Here is an 18,712-nt window from a genome sequence, read left to right as displayed (position 1 = left end):
GGTTGCCGCGCACAGGAGTTCGGCCCAGCATGAGGCGACTCGCCAGCCCGTCCCCCCCACCGACAGGGAACCCCCTTGACCTTACGAGACGTCCCCCACCGTCCCGGCGCCGCGGCACTCGGCCGCCGTGGTTTCCTCGCCCGCGCCGCCGGTGTCGCCACCGGCGCCGCGTTGCTCGGCGCTCTGGACTCCGCCCCCGCCCTGGCGGCCGACAGCCGAGCCGCGGCGAGCGCCGCCGCCGACCCGGTGACGACGGAGTCCGGTTCGGTGACCGGCGCCACCGGCGGGCTGAGAGGCGTGACCGTCTACAAGGGCATCCCGTACGCCGCCTCCACCGCCGGCGAGAACCGCTGGCGCCCGCCCCGGCCGGCGCCGTCCTGGGAGGGCACCCGTAAGGCGACCAGCTGGGGCCCCGCCTGCCCGCAGCCGGTCACGGGCATCGCGGACGACCAGGTACCCGAACTGAGCGAGGACTGCCTCAACCTCAACATCTGGACCGCCGCCACCTCCGCGCGGGAGCACCGCCCGGTCCTCGTGTGGGTCTACGGCGGCCACGACACGGCGATGTGGTCCGGGCAGGAGATCTACGACGGCTCGCTGCTGGCCAACAAGGGCGTGGTCTTCGTGAGCTTCAACTACCGCGTCGGCGCGCTCGGTGACCTCGCCCACCCGGAACTGAGCGCGGAGTCCGGTCACGGCGCGTCCGGCAACTGGGGTGTCCTGGACACCGTGGCCGCGCTGGAATGGGTGCAGCGCAACATCACCGCGTTCGGCGGCGACCCGGACCGGGTGACCCTGGCCGGCTGGTCGCACGGCGCCTCCGTCGTCAACATCCTGATGACCTCTCAGATCGCCCGGGGCCTCTATCACCGTGCGCTGCTGTCGTCGGGCGTGCAGTACACCAAGGACCCCTCGCTCGGCCATGCGGCCGGCGGATACCGCGAGCTGGCCGCGGCCGAGGCCAACGGCACCCGCTTCGCGTCCTACCTGGGTGCCTCCTCCCTGGCCGACCTGCGGGCGCTGTCCGCGGACGAGATCGTCACCAGGACGTACGCCACGGACGCGCCCGCCGACGCGACCGACTTCGGAAACGTCCTCGACGGTTACGTACTGCCGAGCACGTACACCGCGGCCATGGAGTCCCGCGCCGAGACCGACGTGCCCGTCCTCACCGGCAACTGCAAGGACGAGAACGGCGCGTCGCCCACCCTCACCATGACGCTGGACGAGTACCGGGCCTACGCCGCCGCCGAGTTCGGCCCGACCGGCCTGACGGACACCTTCCTCGACCTGTACCCGGCCACCTCCGACGCCGAGGCCGCCGTACAGTACAGCGCCTACGCCCGCGACGAGGAGCGCGTCTCCACCTTCCTGTGGGGCAGCCAGTTCACGGACACGGCGGGCAACAGCAGCCCGGTCCACACGTACTACTGGACCCACGTCCCGCCCGGCCACGACGGCACCAACCCCGTCATCGGCACCGCCGCCACGGGCGCCTTCCACGGCTCCGACGTGTATTACCTCCTGGGTTTCATCTACAACACCGACCGGCCGTGGACGGCACACGACTACGACCTCGCCGACACCACCGCCTCCTACGTGGCGAACTTCGCGGCCACCGGCGACCCCAACGGGGGCTCCCTGCGCGCCTGGCCCGCCCTCACCACGGACACACCGCAGGCGATGGAGCTCGGCGACCACTTCGCGCCCGTTCCCGCCGCGGACAGCGACGCCAAGTTCGCCTTCCTGAAGGCCTATCTGGAGTCGCAGGCCACGGCGTTCTGAAACCAGGGGCTGCGTGACAGGGCGCGCACCGGCCGACCGGCTCGTCGCCGATGCGGGCCATGTCACGCAGCCCCTGGTCGGCCGTGCCAGGGCCTAGAGGTTCAGGGTCTTCATCCCGGCCTCGTTGTAGCGCTCCCCGGCCGCCTGCGGCAGCTCGGCGTCGATGCGGGCCAGGTCCTCTTTGGTCAGTTCGACGTCGGCCGCGCCGGCGTTCTGCTCCAGGTAGGTGCGCCGCTTGGTGCCCGGGATCGGGACCAGGTCGTCACCCTGTGCCAGCACCCAGGCGATCGCCAGCTGCGCGGGTGTCACGTCCTTCTCCGCGGCGATCTCCTTCACCTTGGCCGCGAGCGCGAGGTTCGCTTCGAGGTTGTCGCCGGTGAAGCGCGGGCCGGTGCGGCGGAAGTCCGACTCGTCGAGCTCGTCGGGGGAGGTGAAGCGGCCCGCGAGGAAACCGCGGCCCAGCGGGGAGTAGGGGACGAACCCGATCCCGAGTTCCCGGCACGTCGGCAGGACCTCGGCCTCCGGGTCGCGCGTCCACAGCGAGTACTCGGTCTGTACCGCGGTGATCGGGTGGACGGCGTTCGCGCGCCGGATGGTCTCCGCCCCGGCCTCGCTCAGACCGATGTGGCGGATCTTGCCCTCCGCGACCAGCTCCGCGAGCGCGCCGACGGTCTCCTCGATCGGCACGTTCGGGTCGACCCGGTGCTGGTAGTAGAGGTCGATGTAGTCGGTTCCGAGCCGCTTGAGCGAGCCGTGGACCGAGCTGCGTACATGCTCGGCGGAGCCGTCCTGCGGTCCGATCGTGCTCATGTCGCCGGGAACGGCGTTGTCCATCCGGTAGTTGAACTTCGTGGCGATCACATACTCGTCGCGATGCCCCTTGACCGCCTCGCCGACGAGCGTCTCGTTGGTGAGCGGCCCGTAGATCTGCGCGGTGTCGAGGAAGTCGATGCCCAGCTCGAGCGCGCGTCGAATGGTCTTGATGCCCTCGTCCTGATCGGCCGAGCCGTAGAAGGCGGACATGCCCATGCAGCCGAGGCCGATGGCGGATACCCGGAGGTCTCGCAGGGTGCGCTGTTCCATCTCAGTTCCGGCCCTTCCTTGCGCAGTTGGTCGTCGTGGTGTTCCGTCCGGGACGTTAGGACCTGGAGTGCGCTCGAAGTCAAGGCGAGGGTTCGCGGTGCTCGTGCGCGGCCTGTTCCAGCTCCGTGGCCTCCGCCTCGGCCAGCCGCTGCTCGGCGTCGACGTCGATCGACCGGGTCAGCAGCCAGTACAGCGCCGCGGAGACCGGCAGCCCGATGAACAGGGAGATGTCGGCTCCGCCCAGCGCCTCGGCGGCGGGCCCGACATAGAGGGTGCCGACGGAGAAGAACGGGATCATCACGGCGAACCCCACCAGGTACGCGATGATGCCGTGCCAGCCCCAGCGCCCGTAGATGCCGTGCGGGTTGAAGATCTCGGCGACGGCATAGTGGCCCCGGCGCACTACGTAGTAGTCCATGAGGTTCACCGCGGTCCACGGGATGAACAGATAGAGCACCAGCAGCAGGAAGTTGTTGAAGTTCTCAAGGAAGTGGGACGTCGCGGCCAGCGCGCCGACCAGGGAGAGCGCCGCGGTCAGCCCGAGGGTCACCAGCCGTACGGTCAGCGTGGGCCGGACCCGCTTGAACGAGTCGATGGCGCTGATGAGCGTCAGCGAGCCGCCGTACATGTTCAGCGCGGTGACCGACACGAGTCCCAGGGCGGCGAACAGCAGCACGATCGCGCCGAATCCGCTGAACACCCTGTCGCCCGCCGCGTTGATCGAGCTGATCGTGTCGAAGCCCTTGCCCGCCCACGCGGCGAGCAGCGCGCCGAGCACCATCAGCCAGATGCCGCCGAGCGCCGACCCGAAGTAGGTCCAGTAGAAGGTCTTGCGGACCGTCACGTCCGGCGGCAGGTAACGCGAGTAGTCCGAGACATAGATGGCCCAGCTGATCTGGTAGCCCGCGACCACACCGAACTGGGCCAGGAACGGGGTCGCCTGGAAGGTGCCGAGGTCGAAGGAGCCCGGCGGATAGTGCAGGTTGACCAGGACGTCCACGGTGAAGATCCCGAAGACGACCAGGAAGATGTACGTCAGGACGCGCTCGGCGCGGTGGATGACGTCGTAGCCCACCAGCGCGACGACCAGCGCGACCGCCGTGACCACGGCCACCCACGGTTTGACGCCTCCGTGCACCGTGGCGTGCATGGCCTCACCGGCGAGGATGGTGTTGAAGACGTTGAACCCCGCGTACTGCACATACGCGAACAGCCACACCAGCAGCGCCCCGACGTAACCGAACTGGGGCCGCGACTGGATCATCTGGGGCAGGCCCAGCTGCGGGCCCTGGGCCGAGTGGAAGGCCATGAAGAAGGTGCCGATGACGGTGCCCGCCACGATCGCGATGAGCGACCAGACGAGATTGCCGCCCGCGGTGACGCCGATCAGCCCCACGGCCAGCGTGGCGATCTGCGCGTTCGACATGAACCACAGCGGCCCGAGGTGCCAGAGCTTGCCGTGCCGCTCGTCCAGCGGGACGTAGTCGATGGACCGGATCTCCAGACCCGACACGCGAGGCTGCGCTGAGGTGGTCACGGTGCCTCCCGAGTGCTGGTACGCCCCTGTCGTCACATTGCTCCCCCGAGTGCCACCGGTCAATTGGGCCGGGCGGCCGTACCGCTCGGCCTGTGTGTTCTGCGCATGCGGGTGAAAGCTGGGATCATGAGGGGGTGAAGCACTGCCCATTACCTGCGGACGGGGTGGTGAGCGCGGTGGCTCCGGTCCATGAGAACGAGGGGGGATCGACGGACGACGCATCCGTCGATCCCTTGGGAGAACCGTTTCTGCGGACGCGGTTCGCCCTTCCGACGGTGCCTGCCGCCTTCCTGCGGCGCGAGCGGCTGGCGACCCATCTCGACCAGGCACTGCAGACGCCGCTGACGGTGGTCAACGGTGCGGCCGGTGCGGGCAAGACACTGCTGGTCGCCGACTGGGCCGCGGGCCTCGACCAGACGGTCGCCTGGCTCACCAACGACGCCGGGGACCAGGGCCCCGGGATGTTCTGGGCGTACCTGCTGCAGTCCCTGCGCGCCGCCGGCGTCCCGGTGTCCGGCGAGGTCGGCTGCCCGGCGGACGCGAGCCTGGTGGACCACAAGCTGCTGGCACGGCTCGCCGCCGAGCTCAGCGGCCGGGAGCGGCCCGTGATCGTGGTGCTCGACGAGTACGACCACGTGACCGCCCCGGAGATCGCGGACCAGCTGGAATTCGTCCTGCACCACGCGGGTCGGGGCATGCGCCTGGTCCTCGTCACCCGCACCGAACCGCTGCTGCCGCTGCACCGCTACCGGGCGGCCGGCGCCATGACCGAGATCCGCAACGCCGAGCTGGCCTTCACGCCCGAGGAGGCGGCCACCCTGCTGGCGCGGCACGGTCTGAGCCTTCCCGTGGTGGCCGCGCGCGCCCTCGTGGACCGCACCCGGGGATGGGCCGCCGGACTGCGGCTGTGTGCCCTGGCCGCGCAGGAGAGCCCGGATCCCGAGGCGTACCTGAAGGAGTTCGAGGCGGACCGGAGCGCGGTCGCCGACTTTCTCCTCGCCGAGGTGCTCAGACAGCAGACGGACCGGACCCAGGACCTCCTGCTGCGCGTCAGCGTCCTGGAGCGTTTCTGCCCGGACTTGGCCGAGGCCCTCACCGGCCGCCAGGGCGCGGCGCTCGACCTGGCCGAACTGCACCGCCAGAACGCCTTCGTCGAGCACCTCGGACACACCTGGTACCGCCTCCACCCGCTGTTCGCCGAGATACTCCGGGCCCACCTGCGGGCGCGTTCCCCCGGTCTGGAACCCGAACTCCACCGACGGGCCGCCGAGTGGCTGCGCGGCTCCGGCTCGCTCCCGGAGACCCTGGTCCACGGCGCCGCCGCGGGCGACTGGGAGTTCACCGCGGGCGCCCTCGTCGAGGACCTGGCGATCGGGCAGCTCTTCACCGGCCTGCGCTGCGACGACCTGACCGAACTGTTCTCACGGATGGAACCGGAGACCACCGGGCCCGCGGCGGAGCTGGTCCGTGCCGCTCGCGACCTGTCCCGGCACGACCTCGACCGCGGCCTGGCCCATCTGCGCCGGGCCGAGGAAGACCTCGCCACGGACGGGTCCGACCTGGCCGCCCGGCTGAGCTGTGCGCTTCTGGAAGCCCTGGCGGCCCGGCTCACGGGCTCTCCCCGCAAGGCCGAGAAGGCCGTGGAGACAGCGGAGGAACTGCGGCACGCGATTCCCGCGCACCTCCTGGAAAAGCACCCCGAGCTCACCGCCCTGCTGCTGACGCACCTGGGCTCGGCACGCCTGTGGGCCGGCCGCTTCGACGACGCGCGCGCCGCCCTGACCACGGTGGTCGGCGGCCCCGCCGGAGCCGCCACGGCGCTGCCGCGGGAGGAGTCCCTGGGGCACCTCGCGCTGATCGACTACCTCAACGGCTGGCCCGGCCGGGCCGAGCGCAAGGCCCTGGCGGCGATGACGGAGACCGACCGGGTCGGCCTGCCCCAGCCCTCGGGCTGCGGCATCGGGCGGCTGGTCCTGGCCGCCGTGGCCGTCGACCGTGACGAACTGGTCCGGGCCCAGGCCTTCCTGGACGAGGCGGCCGACGCCAGTCCCGACGTCCAGGACCCCGTGACGGCGGCGGGCCGGTCCATCGCGACGGCACGACTGCTGCTGGCCCGGGGCGACGCGCAGGCCGCCGTGGCGGCGGCCGACCCCGCCGTCTTCGCCGACGTTCCCTCCCCGTGGGCGGAGGGCCACACGGCCCTGATCACGTCCGCCGCCCGCCTGGCCGAGGGGCGGCCGGACAGTGCCGCGGAGGTGCTGGATCAGCTGCCCTACGACGACCAGCCGGCCTGTGCCGTGCAGGTGGCCCGTGTCCAGCTCGCCACGGGGCACCGGGAGGCCGCGATCGAGATGCTCGACCACCTGTGCACCAAGGGCCGGGCCGGTCCCGCGGTGACCGTCCGGGCCGCGCTGGCACGCGCCCACGCCGCCGACGAGGACGGCGACTCCGCCACCGCCCGCAGGCTCGTCGCGCAGGCACTCATGGAGGCCCGGCGGGAGCGGCTGCGGCGTCCGTTCCTCGAAGCGGGACCCCGCGTACGGCGGCTCCTGTGCACGGCGCCGCTCCAGGGCCTGGCCGGCGGCTGGCTCACGCCCGACGGTCCACGGCACGACGGGCCGGCCGAGGCCATGGCGGAACCCGCCCCGTTCGTCGTGGAGGAACTGAGCGGGCGCGAGCGGGACGTGCTGCAACGACTGGCCCAGATGATGTCCACGGAGGAGATCGCGGCCGATCTGTACGTCTCGGTGAACACCGTGAAGACCCACCTCAAGAGCGTGTACCGAAAGCTCGCGGTGAACCGGCGCAGCGACGCGGTGCGCAGGGCGCGCGAACTGCGACTGCTGTGACCGTGCGGCACGGTACGGCATGGCACGGGACGGCCCGTCCGGCTCGTCTCGCCCCGCTGAGGCGGCATCCCACCCCCGGAGACCCATGATGGCCTCGTCCGAAGACACCGCAGCGCGGACGCCCGGCGCGCAGCCCCGGGCGCACACCGACTACACCGGAGGCGTCTACGGATCCATGCTCGCGGCCTCCGTGGTGGCCGGCGCCGGCATCCTGGGCTCGTTCCCGCGCGTGGAACTCGTGGCGCTGCTCGTGCTGACCGGTGTGGTGTTCTGGCTCGCGCATGTGCAGGCCGAGCTGTTCGGGGAACACCTGGCACGGAAACCCCTGGACCGCCGGACCGTCCTACACGTGTGCCGGGCCGAGTGGCCCATCGTCAAGGCCGCCGTACCGCCGGCCGCCGCCGTGGCCGTCAGCGGGCTGCTGGGCCTGGACGTGCCGGGCGCGATCTGGCTGTCGCTCGCCGTGGCCGTGGCCGGGCAGGTGGGCTGGTCGGTGGCCGCGGCCCGGCGGGCCGGTGCCTCCTGGCCCGAGTCGGCCGCCACCGCGGCGGTCAATCTGCTGCTCGGCCTGCTGATCATCTCGTTCAAGCTCGCCCTGAAGCACTGACGGACATGTTCCGGCCCGGGCGGCGGCGGGTCACCTGAACCGGGTGAGGCAGCGGACCGCCCCCAGGCGGACGATCGCAGACAGGGGCGCGGTCCGCCTGCCCCCCGGACAGCCTGCGGGAGAGCAGCTCATGCGCTACGAGATCCGCGTCGAAGGACATCTGTCGGAGACGCTGATGAAGGCCTTCCCCGAGCTGGACCATGTGGCGATGGCCGGTCAGACGGTCCTGTTCGGCCCGGTCGTCGACGAGGCCCACATCTATGGGCTGCTGGCGCGCTGTCGGTCGCTGGGGCTGCGCCTGGTGGAGATGCGCCGGCTGCTGGACCGGCGGCCGTGACCGCCAGGGCCTGTCCGGCGGATCGGGGTGCAGGACGGAAGCGGCATCCGATCGGCGCAGGTGAGCGGGGCATGGGGTACCTCTGCTCGGGTGCGGTAGGGCGCGGTCGGGCGCTTGGGGGAGGGCGTGCCGGACCCCGTGCGCGCGGCATGATCCGCCCAGGCCCTGGCTAGGGCCGCTCCTCCCGGTCCGCCGACCCGGTGTCCGGCTCGGGCGGGGGTGCGTCCCGCCGCAGCAGCCCCACTTCGACCGCTCTCGTCAGGATCCGCACGGCGATTCCCGCGAGGAAGAGACCGCAGGTCATCTGGAGCATCACCGTCACACGCGCCACCCGGGAGGCGGCGGTGATGTCGCCGTAGCCGACGGTGGTGAACGTGGACAGCGTGAAGTACAGGGCGTCCGTCTTGGTCAGCGGCTCGGTGAAGGAGTCCGGACTGGTGCCGTCCAGTACGTAGTAGGCGCCGGCGAAGAGCACCAGAAACAGTGCCAGCGTGACGACCAGGGCCTCGACGGCCTTGAGCCGCGGGTGGGGCGAGCTCAGGATGGCCCAGGCCTCCCACGAGAAGACCACGGCCACCGCCAGTACCCCGGCCAGCAGCAGCGCCGAGGTGGCGGTCGTGCCGCGTTCGCGCAGCGGAAGCAGGTAGTAGGCCGTGACGAGTGCGACCGTGATCAGACAGGTACGCACCGCCGCCATCAGCGACGCCCGCCTCCGGCCGGGCACCAGGCCGCTCATCCCCGGTCTCCGTGTTCCATCGCGACGGACCTCCTCGTCCCGGTCGGCCGGAAACCGGCGGCCTCTTCACCCTCCCTCATCGTCGCAGCGGTGCGGCGGGATCACCCGCCGAGGGTGACCCGGCGGGCGACGGCAGGCGGCACTCTGGCCCGGTGAGGCCCTCACACACCGCCCCGTCGGCGGTCCGGGGGCGACCCGCCCGATCGCGTGAGGAGGAGCCATGACCGAGTCGCGCGGCCCGGAGCCGGGTCCCGGACCGGGACACACTCCCGACGGGGCGGCCTCCACGGGGCGAGGACCTCACACCGAGCCGGCGAGCAGACCGCGGCGCACACGTTCACCCTCTTCGGGTGAAGCCCCCGGTCCTTGCCGTGGGCACGCTGAGAACGGCAGAAACCGCTGCCGGGCGAGCGCCCGGAACGGAGGAGTCAGATGAGCCCGCAGATGTACCTCGCGTACGACTACCCACTGCTGAGTGCCTTCTGGACGATGCTGTGGTTCTTCCTGTGGATCCTGTGGTTCATCCTGCTGTTCCGGATCGTCGTCGACGTCTTCCGTGACGACACCCTGAGCGGCTGGGGCAAGACCGGATGGCTTCTGCTCGTCGTCCTGGTGCCCTTCCTGGGCGTGTTCGTCTACGTGATCGCCCGCGGCAGGTCCATGGGAGACCGCGAAATGGCACAGGCGCGCGCACAGCAGCAGGCCTTCGACTCCTACATCCGTGAGACGGCCGGGGGCGGCGAGGGCCGGCCCAGCGGTGTCGACGAGCTGGCCAGGCTGTCCGACATGCGCGCCCGCGGCGACATCACGGACGAGGAATTCACCAGGGCGAAGGCGCTGGTCCTGAGCGACTACGGCCCGGCCGAGCGCCGGGGTGGCGCCACTACCACCGCCTCCGGTCGCTGAGCACATCAACGAGAGGGAATCGAGGCACGGGCATGACCGCTCCACGCAGCACTACGCAAGCGCGTACGACCAAGCAGCAATGGGCCGTCGGCCTGACGGCGTTCGCGGCCGTCATGCTGATGATCGCCGGGGTACTCGACGTCTTCCGCGGCATCATGGGGATCGCCCAGGACGACGTGTTCCTCACAACGCGGAACTACGTCTTCAGGTTCGACCTCACCGGATGGGGCTGGGCCCACCTGGTACTGGGCGCGCTCGCCGTGATCGTCAGTCTCGGCCTGTTCGCGACCGCGACGTGGGCCCGCGTCGCCGGCGTGGCCATCGCCGCGCTCCTCATCATCTCCAACTTCCTCTCCATGCCGTACTACCCGGTCTGGTCGATCGTGATGGTCGCCTTTTCGGGCTTCGTCATCTGGGCGTTGTGCGTCAGCCCACGTACCGGATCGTCAGAGCCCGTCTAGCGTCTGCTGCGCGACGCAGTTCGTAGGGCGGCGACACATGGGAGTCCCCGGCGCCGGTGGTGCGGCGCCGGGGACGACGTGTTGTGCCGACCGTGGTGTCTCCCCGGCTACCCGTGTCCGTCTTCTCCTGCTCCGTCTTCTCCTGCTTCTCCTGCTCCGCCGAGTCGCCGGAGCAGACCGAGCAGGGTCGCGCGGTCCTCCCCGGACAAGGGGGAGAAACAGGCGGCGAGCACGGTGTCGGCGACCTCGTGCCCGGCGGCCAGGAGCTGCTCGCCCGCGGGGGTGAGGTGGTGCTGGATGCGCCTGCCGTGGCCGGGCCGGCGCTCGACGAGGCCCTGAGCGGTCAGCCGGCCGACGAGCGTGCCGAACGCCTGCTCGCTCTGGAAGGTGGCGCCGGCCAGCTCCCGAGCAGATGCTCCGGGTGTGCGGCCGATCGCGCGCAGCGCGTCCCACTGGGCGAGGGTGGTTCCGGCGGCCGTGAGGGCGCTGTCGAGGGCCCGGTGCTGTCGGTACTGGGCCTGTTTCACGGCCCTGCCGAGAACTTGCAGGTCATCGTGCATGAGCCAAGTGTAACCGAAAACTAAGCTAGCTTATATAAGGAAGTTTAGTTACTGTGTGGGCCATGCCCATGAACAAGACGTCACACGTGTACGCCGACTTCCCGCTGACCTTCACCGAAGACGGCACCGGCAGGCCGGTCCTCGTCCTGCACGGCGGCGGAGGCCCGACCACCGTCGCCGGCCTCGCCGCACACCTCTCGCGGACCGCGCACGTCATCGCGCCCGTCCACCCCGGCTGGGACGGCACCCCCCGGCCCGTCTGGTGCACCGGCGTCGACGACCTCGCCTTCGCCTACCTGCACCATCTGCAGGACCGTCGACTGCGTGACGTCCTGGTGGTCGGCTCCTCGCTCGGCGGCTGGATCGCGGCCGAGATGGCCGTGCGCGACACGGCGGGAATCATCACCGGCCTCGTCCTGGTCAACGCCGTCGGCGTGCACGTCGAGACCGAGCCCATCACCGACTTCTTCGCCCTTGACGCCCGAGGCGCCGCCGAGCACTCCTGGCACGACCCGGACCGCCACTACCAGGACCCGGCCGACCTCCCCGCCCATGAACTCGCCCGCCGCCAGGGCAACATGGCCACCATGCGCATCCTCTCCGAGGACCCCTACATGCACGACCCCAAGCTGCTGCGCCGCCTGGAGCGCGTCCGGCAGCCCGCCCTGCTGGTGTGGGGGGAGAGCGATCGCATCGTCACGCCCGCCTACGGAGCCGCCTACGCGGCGGCCTTCGCCGACGGCCGGCTCGAAGTCGTCCCCAAGGCCGGCCACCTCCCCCACCTCGAACAGCCGGACGCCACCTTCGCCCTGATCGACGCCCACCTCCACCGGACGGCCGGGACTCCGGCCGGCACGCCGTAACCGCCGGCGGCCGACGCACCCCGGGATACTGCCGGTAGAACGAACGATCTAGCCTGTCGCCCTCACTGTGAAACGCCTTGGGGGGCGCAATGTACGTCGTGTGGAGATTCTTCTCCCTGTTTCTGTGGTGCCTCTGCCTCGGAGGCCTGGTGAGCGCCTCGAAGGGGGCGGACACCCCGTCGGTCGTCGGCGATCTGGTGATCAGTGCACTGCTGGGGTGGGCGGCCGCGGGGGTGTGGAAGAAGGCTCGAGGGTGAGCATGACGAAGCCGCCCGCCTGGATCCCCCGTGGCGGGCGGCTCGTGCCTGTGTGTTCAGAGATCGGAGTCGGCGGCGGCAACGTTGGCATCCTCGGCCACTGGACGACACCGGCCTTGGCCGGCGGCGGGATTCGAACCCGCGTCACCCTCTTGACAGGAGAAGTAGCCGCAACCTGCGCACCTGAACGACGACCACCGTAGTACGGGCGCCCTGGGCGGTCACCTGATTTATGGTCTCTGCGCGTCCGCCGCAGCTGGGGCGCCATTGGCCGCACCGGCCGGGACCTGAGCGCGGACCCGGCGCGCCCGGGCGAGGAGTCGGCGTGACGGAGCCCGTCGTCCACGAAGATCTACGACAGCCCCGACCCGGACACCTGGGACGGCACAGAGGGGTGCGTCGCCGAATTCGGGGACCCGGACGATCCGCTGCGCGGCACGATCGAGCTGGACGAGTTCCTCCGCCGCGCCGGGCTCCAACTCGCGCCGGACGCCGAAGTCCTTCCGGGCGCCTGAGCCCATCGCATGACGACGGCCCCGCCCGACCGGTGCGGGGCCGTACTACGTCACGGCCTGCCGTTCTCCTCGCGTGGTGAGCCGCGGCGGGCGAAGCCGGTCCTCAAGGCCGGTCTTGTTCAGACCGCCGGCGACGGGTACGTCGGGTACTCCACCCCGGAGACGTGCTGGACGACGCGGACGACCTGGCAGGAGTAGCCGAACTCGTTGTCGTACCAGAGGTAGAGGATCGCGTTGTCGCCCTCCACCTTCGTCGCGCCGGCGTCGATGATCGAGGCGTGGCGCGAGCCGATGAAGTCGCTGGAGACCGCGTCGGGGGCGGTGGTGAAGTCGATCTGGCGCTTGAGCGGCGAGGTCAGCGACACCTCGCGGAGGTAGTCGAGGACCTCCTCGCGGGTGGTCTCGCCCGCGAGCTGCAGGTTGAGGATGGCGATCGAGACGTCCGGCACCGGGACGCGGATCGAGCTGCCGGTGATCTTCGCCTTGAGGTCGGGCAGCGCCTTGGCCACGGCGGAGGCGGCGCCGGTCTCGGTGATGACCATGTTGAGCGGCGCCGAGCGGCCGCGGCGGTCGGCCTTGTGGTAGTTGTCCAGCAGGTTCTGGTCGTTGGTGAACGAGTGGACGGTCTCCACGTGGCCGCGCAGCACGCCGAACTCGTCGTCCATCGCCTTCAGCGGCGGGACGATCGCGTTGGTGGTGCAGGAGGCGCAGGACAGGATCTGCTCGTCCGGCTTGATCGTGTCGTGGTTGACGCCGTGCACGATGTTGGGCACGTCACCCTTGCCGGGAGCCGTCAGGACGACCTTGTCGATCCCGGGGCGCAGGTGGTTCGACAGGCCCTCGCGGTCGCGCCACTTGCCGGTGTTGTCGATGAGGATGGCGTTCTTGATGCCGTACGCCGTGTAGTCGACCTCGGTCGGGTCGTTGGCGTAGATCACCTTGATCGCGTTGCCGTTGGCGACGATCGTGCTGTTCGCCTCGTCGACGGTGATCGTGCCCTGGAACTGGCCGTGGATGGAGTCGCGGCGCAGCAGCGAGGCGCGCTTCACCAGGTCCTCGGAGGCCCGCCCGCCACCCCCGCGCACGACGATGGCGCGCAGCCGCAGACCGTTGCCGGAGCCGGACTTCTCGATCAGCAGGCGGGCGACGAGGCGGCCGATGCGGCCGAAGCCGTAGAGGACGACGTCACGCCCGTCGCCGCGCTCGATCTTGTTGGCGCCCGTGGCACCGGCGACGGCCTCGGCGGTGAACGCCTCCACCGTGAGGCCGCGGTCGTCGGCCTTGTACGTCGCGGCGAGCATGCCGATGTCTATCTGGGACGGCCCGAGGTCGAGCGTGGTGAGAGCCCGCAGGAACGGCAGCGTCTCGGTGACCGTGAGCTCCTCGCCGTCGATCTGCCGCGCGAACCGGTGGGTCTTGAGGAGGCTGACCACCGACTTGTTCACCAGGGAGCGGCTGTGCAGCAGGACCGTGACGTCCCGCTCCCTGTGCAGCTTTCCAATGATCGGGATCATGGACTCCGCGATCTCTTCGCGGTTCTTCCAGTCGGTGAACGAGTCGTCGTTGACAGTCACAGGAATCTCTTTCGAGCTAGGCAGCGCTCATATGCTAGCGGCACCCTGTTTTCATCATTCAAACGGGTCGCCCCCGGCGGCCGGGAGACGATGGCGGACGGTTATCTTGTGGGGGCGAAGGCGCGATGGAACGCTTCCTGTCCGCCGGTGGACGGAGGAGTGGCGGATGGAGCTGGAGCTTCGGCATCTGCGCGTGCTGTGTGCGATAGCCGACGCGGGGACCGTGGGCCGGGCCGCCGCGGACCTGGGGTACTCGCAGCCGGCCGTCAGCACCCAGCTCCGGCGGATCGAGCGCTTCTTCGGCGAGCCGCTGTTCGTACGCGGGACGACCGGGGTGCGGCTGACACCGTACGGCGTCGAGGTGGTCGCCCAGGCGCGCGACGTCCTCGCCCGTGCCGACGCGATCGGCCGCCGCCCTGCCGCCGGTGCCGCGGGGGCACGGCAGACCCTGCGGGTGGCGGCGACCAATTCGCCGGTCCTGCCGGGAGCGGTGTCCCGGTTCCGGGCCCGGCTGCCGGACGTCGACCTCTCGGTGAACAGCGTGTACGCCTCCTCGCGGATCGTCGAGCTCCTGGAGGAGGGCGCGGTGGACGCGGCCATCGCCGCCGACTACCCCGGAATGGAGCTGACGCATTCCGCCGCGGTGACGCACCGCGGGATCGTCACCGAGCCCACGTTCGTCGCCCTTCCGTCCGGCCACCGGCTCCGCCACCGGGCCCAGGTCTCGCTCGCCGACCTGGCCGAGGACGCGTGGTTCCTGACGCCGGACGACGGCGCGGGATGGCCGGGAGTCTTCTACGCGGCCTGCGAGGCCGCCGGTTTCACGCCCGTGGCCGTGCACGAGTTCCTCGGTGACCGGCTGCAGTTGCAGAGCATGATCGCCGATGGGCTCGGCGTGTCCCTCGTCCAGCCGACCCTGACGCCGATCCCGCAGGTCCTGGTCAAACCGCTGGCCGGTACGCCGCTGTGGTGCCGTTACGTGCTGGCCTGGCGGCGAGGCGCCGTGGCCGAGGAGCTGGCGGAGACGCTGTTCCGGTCGGCGGTCGACGCGCACAAGGAACTCGTGGCGCAGTCACCGCACTTGAGGACATGGGCCGCGCGAACCTGGAGCATCGCCGGAACGTAGCCGGTGCCGGGTGTTATGGGCCGGCAGTGTCATGTGCTATGTCACACGCCATTGTTGGGGCGGGGCGTCCTTGGCACAGTGCTGCACACGCCTCGCCACCCCCATAGAGGCGCATCCATCCGTGGAGGAGCCCAGATGCGCTACCGCTCCGCGCTGCCCGGACGCACGGCCGGCACTCTCGCCGTCTGCGTCACCCTCGCCGGCCTGCTGTCGACGCCGGCACTCGCGGCACCCCCGGCCCCGGCCGGCCCCACCGCCGTCACCGCGTCCCGGACGCCGGCGCCGCCCCCACCGACCGGCTCGACCACCCGCGCCACCGACCGTCCCGCCGTACAGGACTGGCGACTCAGCCCGGCCCAACTGCCTCCCGTGTCACCGACGCCCGCCCCGGTCCGGCCCCGCGCCACGACGAAGGCCGCCTCGTGCACGCCGGCCGACTTCGGCAGCAGAACCGGGTCCGCGCTCGTCGCCCTCGTCAGGGCCTCGACCACGGACTGCGTCAACACCCTGTTCGCGGTGACCGGTCCAGCCGCGCACGCTGTCTTCCGCCAGTCCCAGATGGTCACCGTCGCCAACGCCTTCACCCGCGCCGCGCGTACCTATCGCGGCGACAACACGGACCGTGTGTGGCAGCTCGTCCTCTTCCTGCGCGCCGGCTACTACGTGCAGTTCAACCACCCGTCCGACGTGGGCCCGTACGGCCCGCGCCTGACCGCGGCGACCACGTCCGGCCTGGACGCCTTCTTCGCCCGCCGGCACTCGGGGGACGTGACCGCGGCCAACGGCGACGTGCTGGCCGAGGTCGTCGTCCTCACCGACAGCGCCGACCAGCAGGCCCGCTATCTGGACGTCTACCAGCGGCTGCTCGACGACTACGACAGCTCCTACGACCCCGTCCCGAGCATGGTCGCGGCCGTCAATGACGTCTACACGCCGCTGTGGCGCGGCAATTGGAACCCGGCCTACGTCGACGCGGTCGCCGCCGACCCGGGCATCGTCGACACCCTCCACTCGTTCGCGCTCGACCACCTGGACCTGCTCGGCACCGACCGCGCGTACCTGGACTCCAACGCCGGTATGAACGTGGCCCGTTACGTCGAGCACCCGGCGCTCCAGTCCCTGGCCAGGCCGCTGACAAGAGAGCTGCTCGACGCGTCCGCGATCACCGGACCGACGGCCGGACTGTGGGTCGCGGTGGCGACGCAGGCGGACTCCTACGACCGCCCCAACTGTTCGTTCTACGGCGTCTGCGACCTGCCCGGCCAACTCACCAGGGCCGCCCTGCCGATCACCCACACCTGCGACGCGACGCACACCATCCGCGCCCAGGCGCTCAGCCCCGCCGACCTCGATGCGGCCTGCGCCAGCGTGCTCGGCCAGGACGCCTACTTCCACGACCTGGTCAAGGGCGACGGACCCATACCCGGCCAGTACGTGTCGACCGTCCACCTCGTCGTCTTCGCCGGCCGCGCCGACTACCAGACCTACGCCGGGGCGATCTACGGCGTCAGCACGGACAACGGCGGCATCACCCTGGAAGGAGACCCGGCCGACCCCGCCAACCAGCCGCTTTCGATCATGTACCAGAAGAACTACGACGACGGATTCCCGGCCCGGATATGGAACCTCAATCACGAGTACACGCACTTCCTCGACGCCCGTGACGACATGAAGGGCGACTTCGCCCAGCAGACGTCGGTGCCGGACGTCTGGTGGATCGAGGGCCTGGCCGAGTACGTCTCCTACGGCTACCGCGGCATCACCGACGACCAGGCGGTCGCCGAGGCGGGCCGGCACACCTACCGGCTGAGCACGCTGTTCCAGAACACCTACGCCAACAGCGACGTGATCCGCACCTATCCGTGGGGCTATCTCGCGGCGCGCTACATGTTCGAGAACCACCCGGCGGACATCCAGCGCATGCTCGCCCGCTTCCGGGCCGGTGACTACGCGGGCGGATACGACGTGTACGCCTCCGGCATCGGCACCCGCTACGACGACGACTTCGACCGTTGGCTCACGGCGTGCGCGGGCGGCGCCTGCTCCACTCCGTAGGGCGTGCGGGGCCGGAGTGTTCACTCGCCGTGGACCGACGCCTGGTCGGTCCACGGCTCGGCCTCCTCACCAGCCCGTCAGCAACAGGTGGTTGACGAGCAGGGCGAGAACGGCCTGTGCGGCGAGCCAGGCCCGCGGCCGGGAGAGGAGCGCGCAGGCGGGCAGCAGCCACAGGGCGAACGGCAGCCAGATGCGTTCCGTCTCGGCCTTGCTCATGCCGGACAGGTCGGCGACGAGCAGCGCCGTCAGGGCGCTGAGCACCAGCAGGGCGAGGCGGGCGTCGTCGGCGGCTCCGTCGGCGGTCTCCCGGGACCGCGGGGGGAGGAGGACGGCGCGGTCGCGGACGAGCGCGGCACCGGCGCGGCCGAGGCCGGCCGCGGTCGCGAATCCGACGGTCACGACGGTGCAGGCCAGGTTCGCCCAGACCCAGTAGCCGTAGGGGCGGATGCCGCCGACTCCTTGGTAGTAGCGCGTGACCAGCAGCCGGTAGCCCTCCCACCAGTGGAAGCCGGCGAGGGTGAACAGGAGCGGGACCACGGCGAGACCGGCCGACAGGAAAGGCAGTCCCCTCAGCAGGTCACGGGCCCGGACCCGGCCCAGCAGCACCACCACGGCGCCGATCAGCGCGAAGAGCGTGAGGCCGTACGACAGGTAGCAGGTCAGGCCGAACAGCAGCCCCGCGCCGAACGCGGCCGCGGCCCTCCGTCCGGCCCCCGCCCGCCCCGCCACCGCCATCGAGAGCAGCGCGACGGACCACGCGGCCACCGCCGCGAAGTATCCGTCGGCGGACGCCCCGACCCACACCGCGGCCGGTGCCAGCACCAGGAACGGCGCGGCCCGCCGCGCGAGCCCCTGCCCCGCCAGCAGCCCCACCGTCAGCAGCACGGCCGCACAGGCCGTGCTGCCGACGGTGATGCACCAGGCACCCGCCCAGCCACCGCCGCGCAGACCGGCGCGGTCCAGGAACACGAAGGTCAGCGTCGCGCCCGGAGGGTGGCCCGCGATGTGGGCGGGCCAGGGGGCGGGGGACTGCGCCAGGATGTGGTGGGTGAAGTCGCGCAGGGTGCCCGGGATGTCGTGGAAGCGGTCGACGACCCGGAGATACTCGTTCGTCGTGGTGAGCCGGGTCGCGACGCCCCGGTGCCAGCCGTCGACCAGCGCCAGCGACCACGTCCAGGCGAGGGACGCCCCCCAGGCCGCCGCGAGCAGCCCCCGCCACGGCAGGCGCCGGGCGAGTCCCGGTCCGTACACGACCACGGCCGCAGCCGCCACCAGGGCGGCCGGGGTGCCCGGCCCCACGTGGGGGTCCCAGTCGGCGAACAGCGGCGGCCAGTGGACGAACAGCGTGCGATGGGCGTCCTGGATGTGGCGGCCCACCAGTACGGCCGTCAGGACGAGCAGGGCGGCGGCCGCGACGGCGCAGAGGTCGCGGAGCAAGGAGCGGGTCACAGCGGAACGCTA

The 18,712-nt window shown here is 71.1% G+C and carries 15 protein-coding genes and 1 tRNA gene; 9 read left to right on the top strand and 7 right to left on the bottom strand.

Annotated features, from left to right (window positions below):
- Positions 1-75: 75 nt before the first annotated feature.
- Positions 76-1,785 carry a carboxylesterase/lipase family protein gene (locus ACIPSA_RS26180; protein ID WP_402638462.1) on the top strand — a complete coding sequence of 570 codons (1,710 nt, stop codon included), beginning with the start codon at positions 76-78 and terminating at the stop codon, positions 1,783-1,785.
- A 93-nt stretch (positions 1,786-1,878) separates the two neighbouring features.
- Here ACIPSA_RS26180 and ACIPSA_RS26175 read toward each other — a convergent pair whose 3' ends face one another.
- Positions 1,879-2,868, bottom strand: coding sequence for an aldo/keto reductase (locus ACIPSA_RS26175; RefSeq protein ID WP_402638461.1), 990 nt, complete (start codon positions 2,866-2,868; stop codon positions 1,879-1,881).
- Positions 2,869-2,947: 79 nt separating this feature from the next.
- Positions 2,948-4,405, bottom strand: a complete 1,458-nt coding sequence (locus ACIPSA_RS26170) for a purine-cytosine permease family protein (RefSeq protein WP_402638460.1) — start codon at positions 4,403-4,405, stop codon at positions 2,948-2,950.
- Between the two features lie 167 nt (positions 4,406-4,572).
- Here ACIPSA_RS26170 and ACIPSA_RS26165 point away from each other — a divergent pair, with 167 nt between their 5' ends.
- From ACIPSA_RS26165 to ACIPSA_RS26155, 3 genes are all read left to right on the top strand, one after another.
- Positions 4,573-7,254, top strand: coding sequence for a LuxR C-terminal-related transcriptional regulator (locus tag ACIPSA_RS26165; protein ID WP_402638459.1), 2,682 nt, complete (start codon positions 4,573-4,575; stop codon positions 7,252-7,254).
- Positions 7,255-7,342: 88 nt separating this feature from the next.
- Positions 7,343-7,861 (top strand): hypothetical protein, encoded by a 519-nt coding sequence (locus ACIPSA_RS26160; RefSeq protein WP_402638458.1) that lies wholly within the window; start codon positions 7,343-7,345, stop codon positions 7,859-7,861.
- Between the two features lie 130 nt (positions 7,862-7,991).
- Positions 7,992-8,198 carry a hypothetical protein gene (locus ACIPSA_RS26155; protein ID WP_402638457.1) on the top strand — a complete coding sequence of 69 codons (207 nt, stop codon included), beginning with the start codon at positions 7,992-7,994 and terminating at the stop codon, positions 8,196-8,198.
- 169 nt (positions 8,199-8,367) lie between these two features.
- Here the strand turns inward: ACIPSA_RS26155 and ACIPSA_RS26150 are convergent, their stop codons facing one another.
- Positions 8,368-8,934 (bottom strand): potassium channel family protein, encoded by a 567-nt coding sequence (locus ACIPSA_RS26150; RefSeq protein WP_402638456.1) that lies wholly within the window; start codon positions 8,932-8,934, stop codon positions 8,368-8,370.
- Between the two features lie 432 nt (positions 8,935-9,366).
- On the opposite strand from ACIPSA_RS26150, the gene ACIPSA_RS26145 reads away from it, so the two are divergent.
- Both ACIPSA_RS26145 and ACIPSA_RS26140 read left to right on the top strand, forming a co-directional pair.
- Complete coding sequence (locus tag ACIPSA_RS26145) at positions 9,367-9,840, top strand: SHOCT domain-containing protein (RefSeq protein WP_402638455.1); 474 nt, start codon at positions 9,367-9,369, stop codon at positions 9,838-9,840.
- A gap of 32 nt (positions 9,841-9,872) precedes the next feature.
- The gene (locus ACIPSA_RS26140; protein WP_402638453.1) at positions 9,873-10,301 is read left to right on the top strand and encodes a hypothetical protein; all 429 of its coding nucleotides are present in this window, start codon (positions 9,873-9,875) and stop codon (positions 10,299-10,301) included.
- Between the two features lie 107 nt (positions 10,302-10,408).
- Here ACIPSA_RS26140 and ACIPSA_RS26135 read toward each other — a convergent pair whose 3' ends face one another.
- The gene (locus ACIPSA_RS26135; RefSeq protein WP_402638451.1) at positions 10,409-10,861 is read right to left on the bottom strand and encodes a MarR family winged helix-turn-helix transcriptional regulator; all 453 of its coding nucleotides are present in this window, start codon (positions 10,859-10,861) and stop codon (positions 10,409-10,411) included.
- 68 nt (positions 10,862-10,929) lie between these two features.
- Between ACIPSA_RS26135 and ACIPSA_RS26130 the strand changes: the two genes are divergently transcribed.
- Positions 10,930-11,724 (top strand): alpha/beta fold hydrolase, encoded by a 795-nt coding sequence (locus ACIPSA_RS26130; protein ID WP_402638590.1) that lies wholly within the window; start codon positions 10,930-10,932, stop codon positions 11,722-11,724.
- A gap of 374 nt (positions 11,725-12,098) precedes the next feature.
- On the opposite strand, the gene ACIPSA_RS26125 is transcribed toward ACIPSA_RS26130, so the two are convergent.
- Both ACIPSA_RS26125 and ACIPSA_RS26120 read right to left on the bottom strand, forming a co-directional pair.
- A tRNA-Asp gene (locus ACIPSA_RS26125) sits at positions 12,099-12,177 on the bottom strand.
- A 438-nt stretch (positions 12,178-12,615) separates the two neighbouring features.
- Complete coding sequence (locus ACIPSA_RS26120; RefSeq protein WP_402638450.1) at positions 12,616-14,070, bottom strand: glyceraldehyde-3-phosphate dehydrogenase; 1,455 nt, start codon at positions 14,068-14,070, stop codon at positions 12,616-12,618.
- A gap of 166 nt (positions 14,071-14,236) precedes the next feature.
- Between ACIPSA_RS26120 and ACIPSA_RS26115 the strand changes: the two genes are divergently transcribed.
- Entirely contained in the window at positions 14,237-15,196 is a 960-nt protein-coding gene (locus tag ACIPSA_RS26115) for a LysR family transcriptional regulator (RefSeq protein WP_402638448.1), read from the top strand.
- A 135-nt stretch (positions 15,197-15,331) separates the two neighbouring features.
- Positions 15,332-17,251 carry a collagenase gene (locus tag ACIPSA_RS26110; protein ID WP_402638447.1) on the top strand — a complete coding sequence of 640 codons (1,920 nt, stop codon included), beginning with the start codon at positions 15,332-15,334 and terminating at the stop codon, positions 17,249-17,251.
- Between the two features lie 66 nt (positions 17,252-17,317).
- Here the strand turns inward: ACIPSA_RS26110 and ACIPSA_RS26105 are convergent, their stop codons facing one another.
- Entirely contained in the window at positions 17,318-18,700 is a 1,383-nt protein-coding gene (locus ACIPSA_RS26105; RefSeq protein ID WP_402638445.1) for a hypothetical protein, read from the bottom strand.
- Positions 18,701-18,712 lie beyond the last annotated feature (12 nt).

The organism is Streptomyces sp. NPDC086549, assembly GCF_044746205.1.
Taxonomy (GTDB): Bacteria; Actinomycetota; Actinomycetes; order Streptomycetales; family Streptomycetaceae; genus Streptomyces.
Note: the sequence above shows the minus strand (reverse complement) of the source record. Positions and strands in the feature narration are given on the sequence as shown.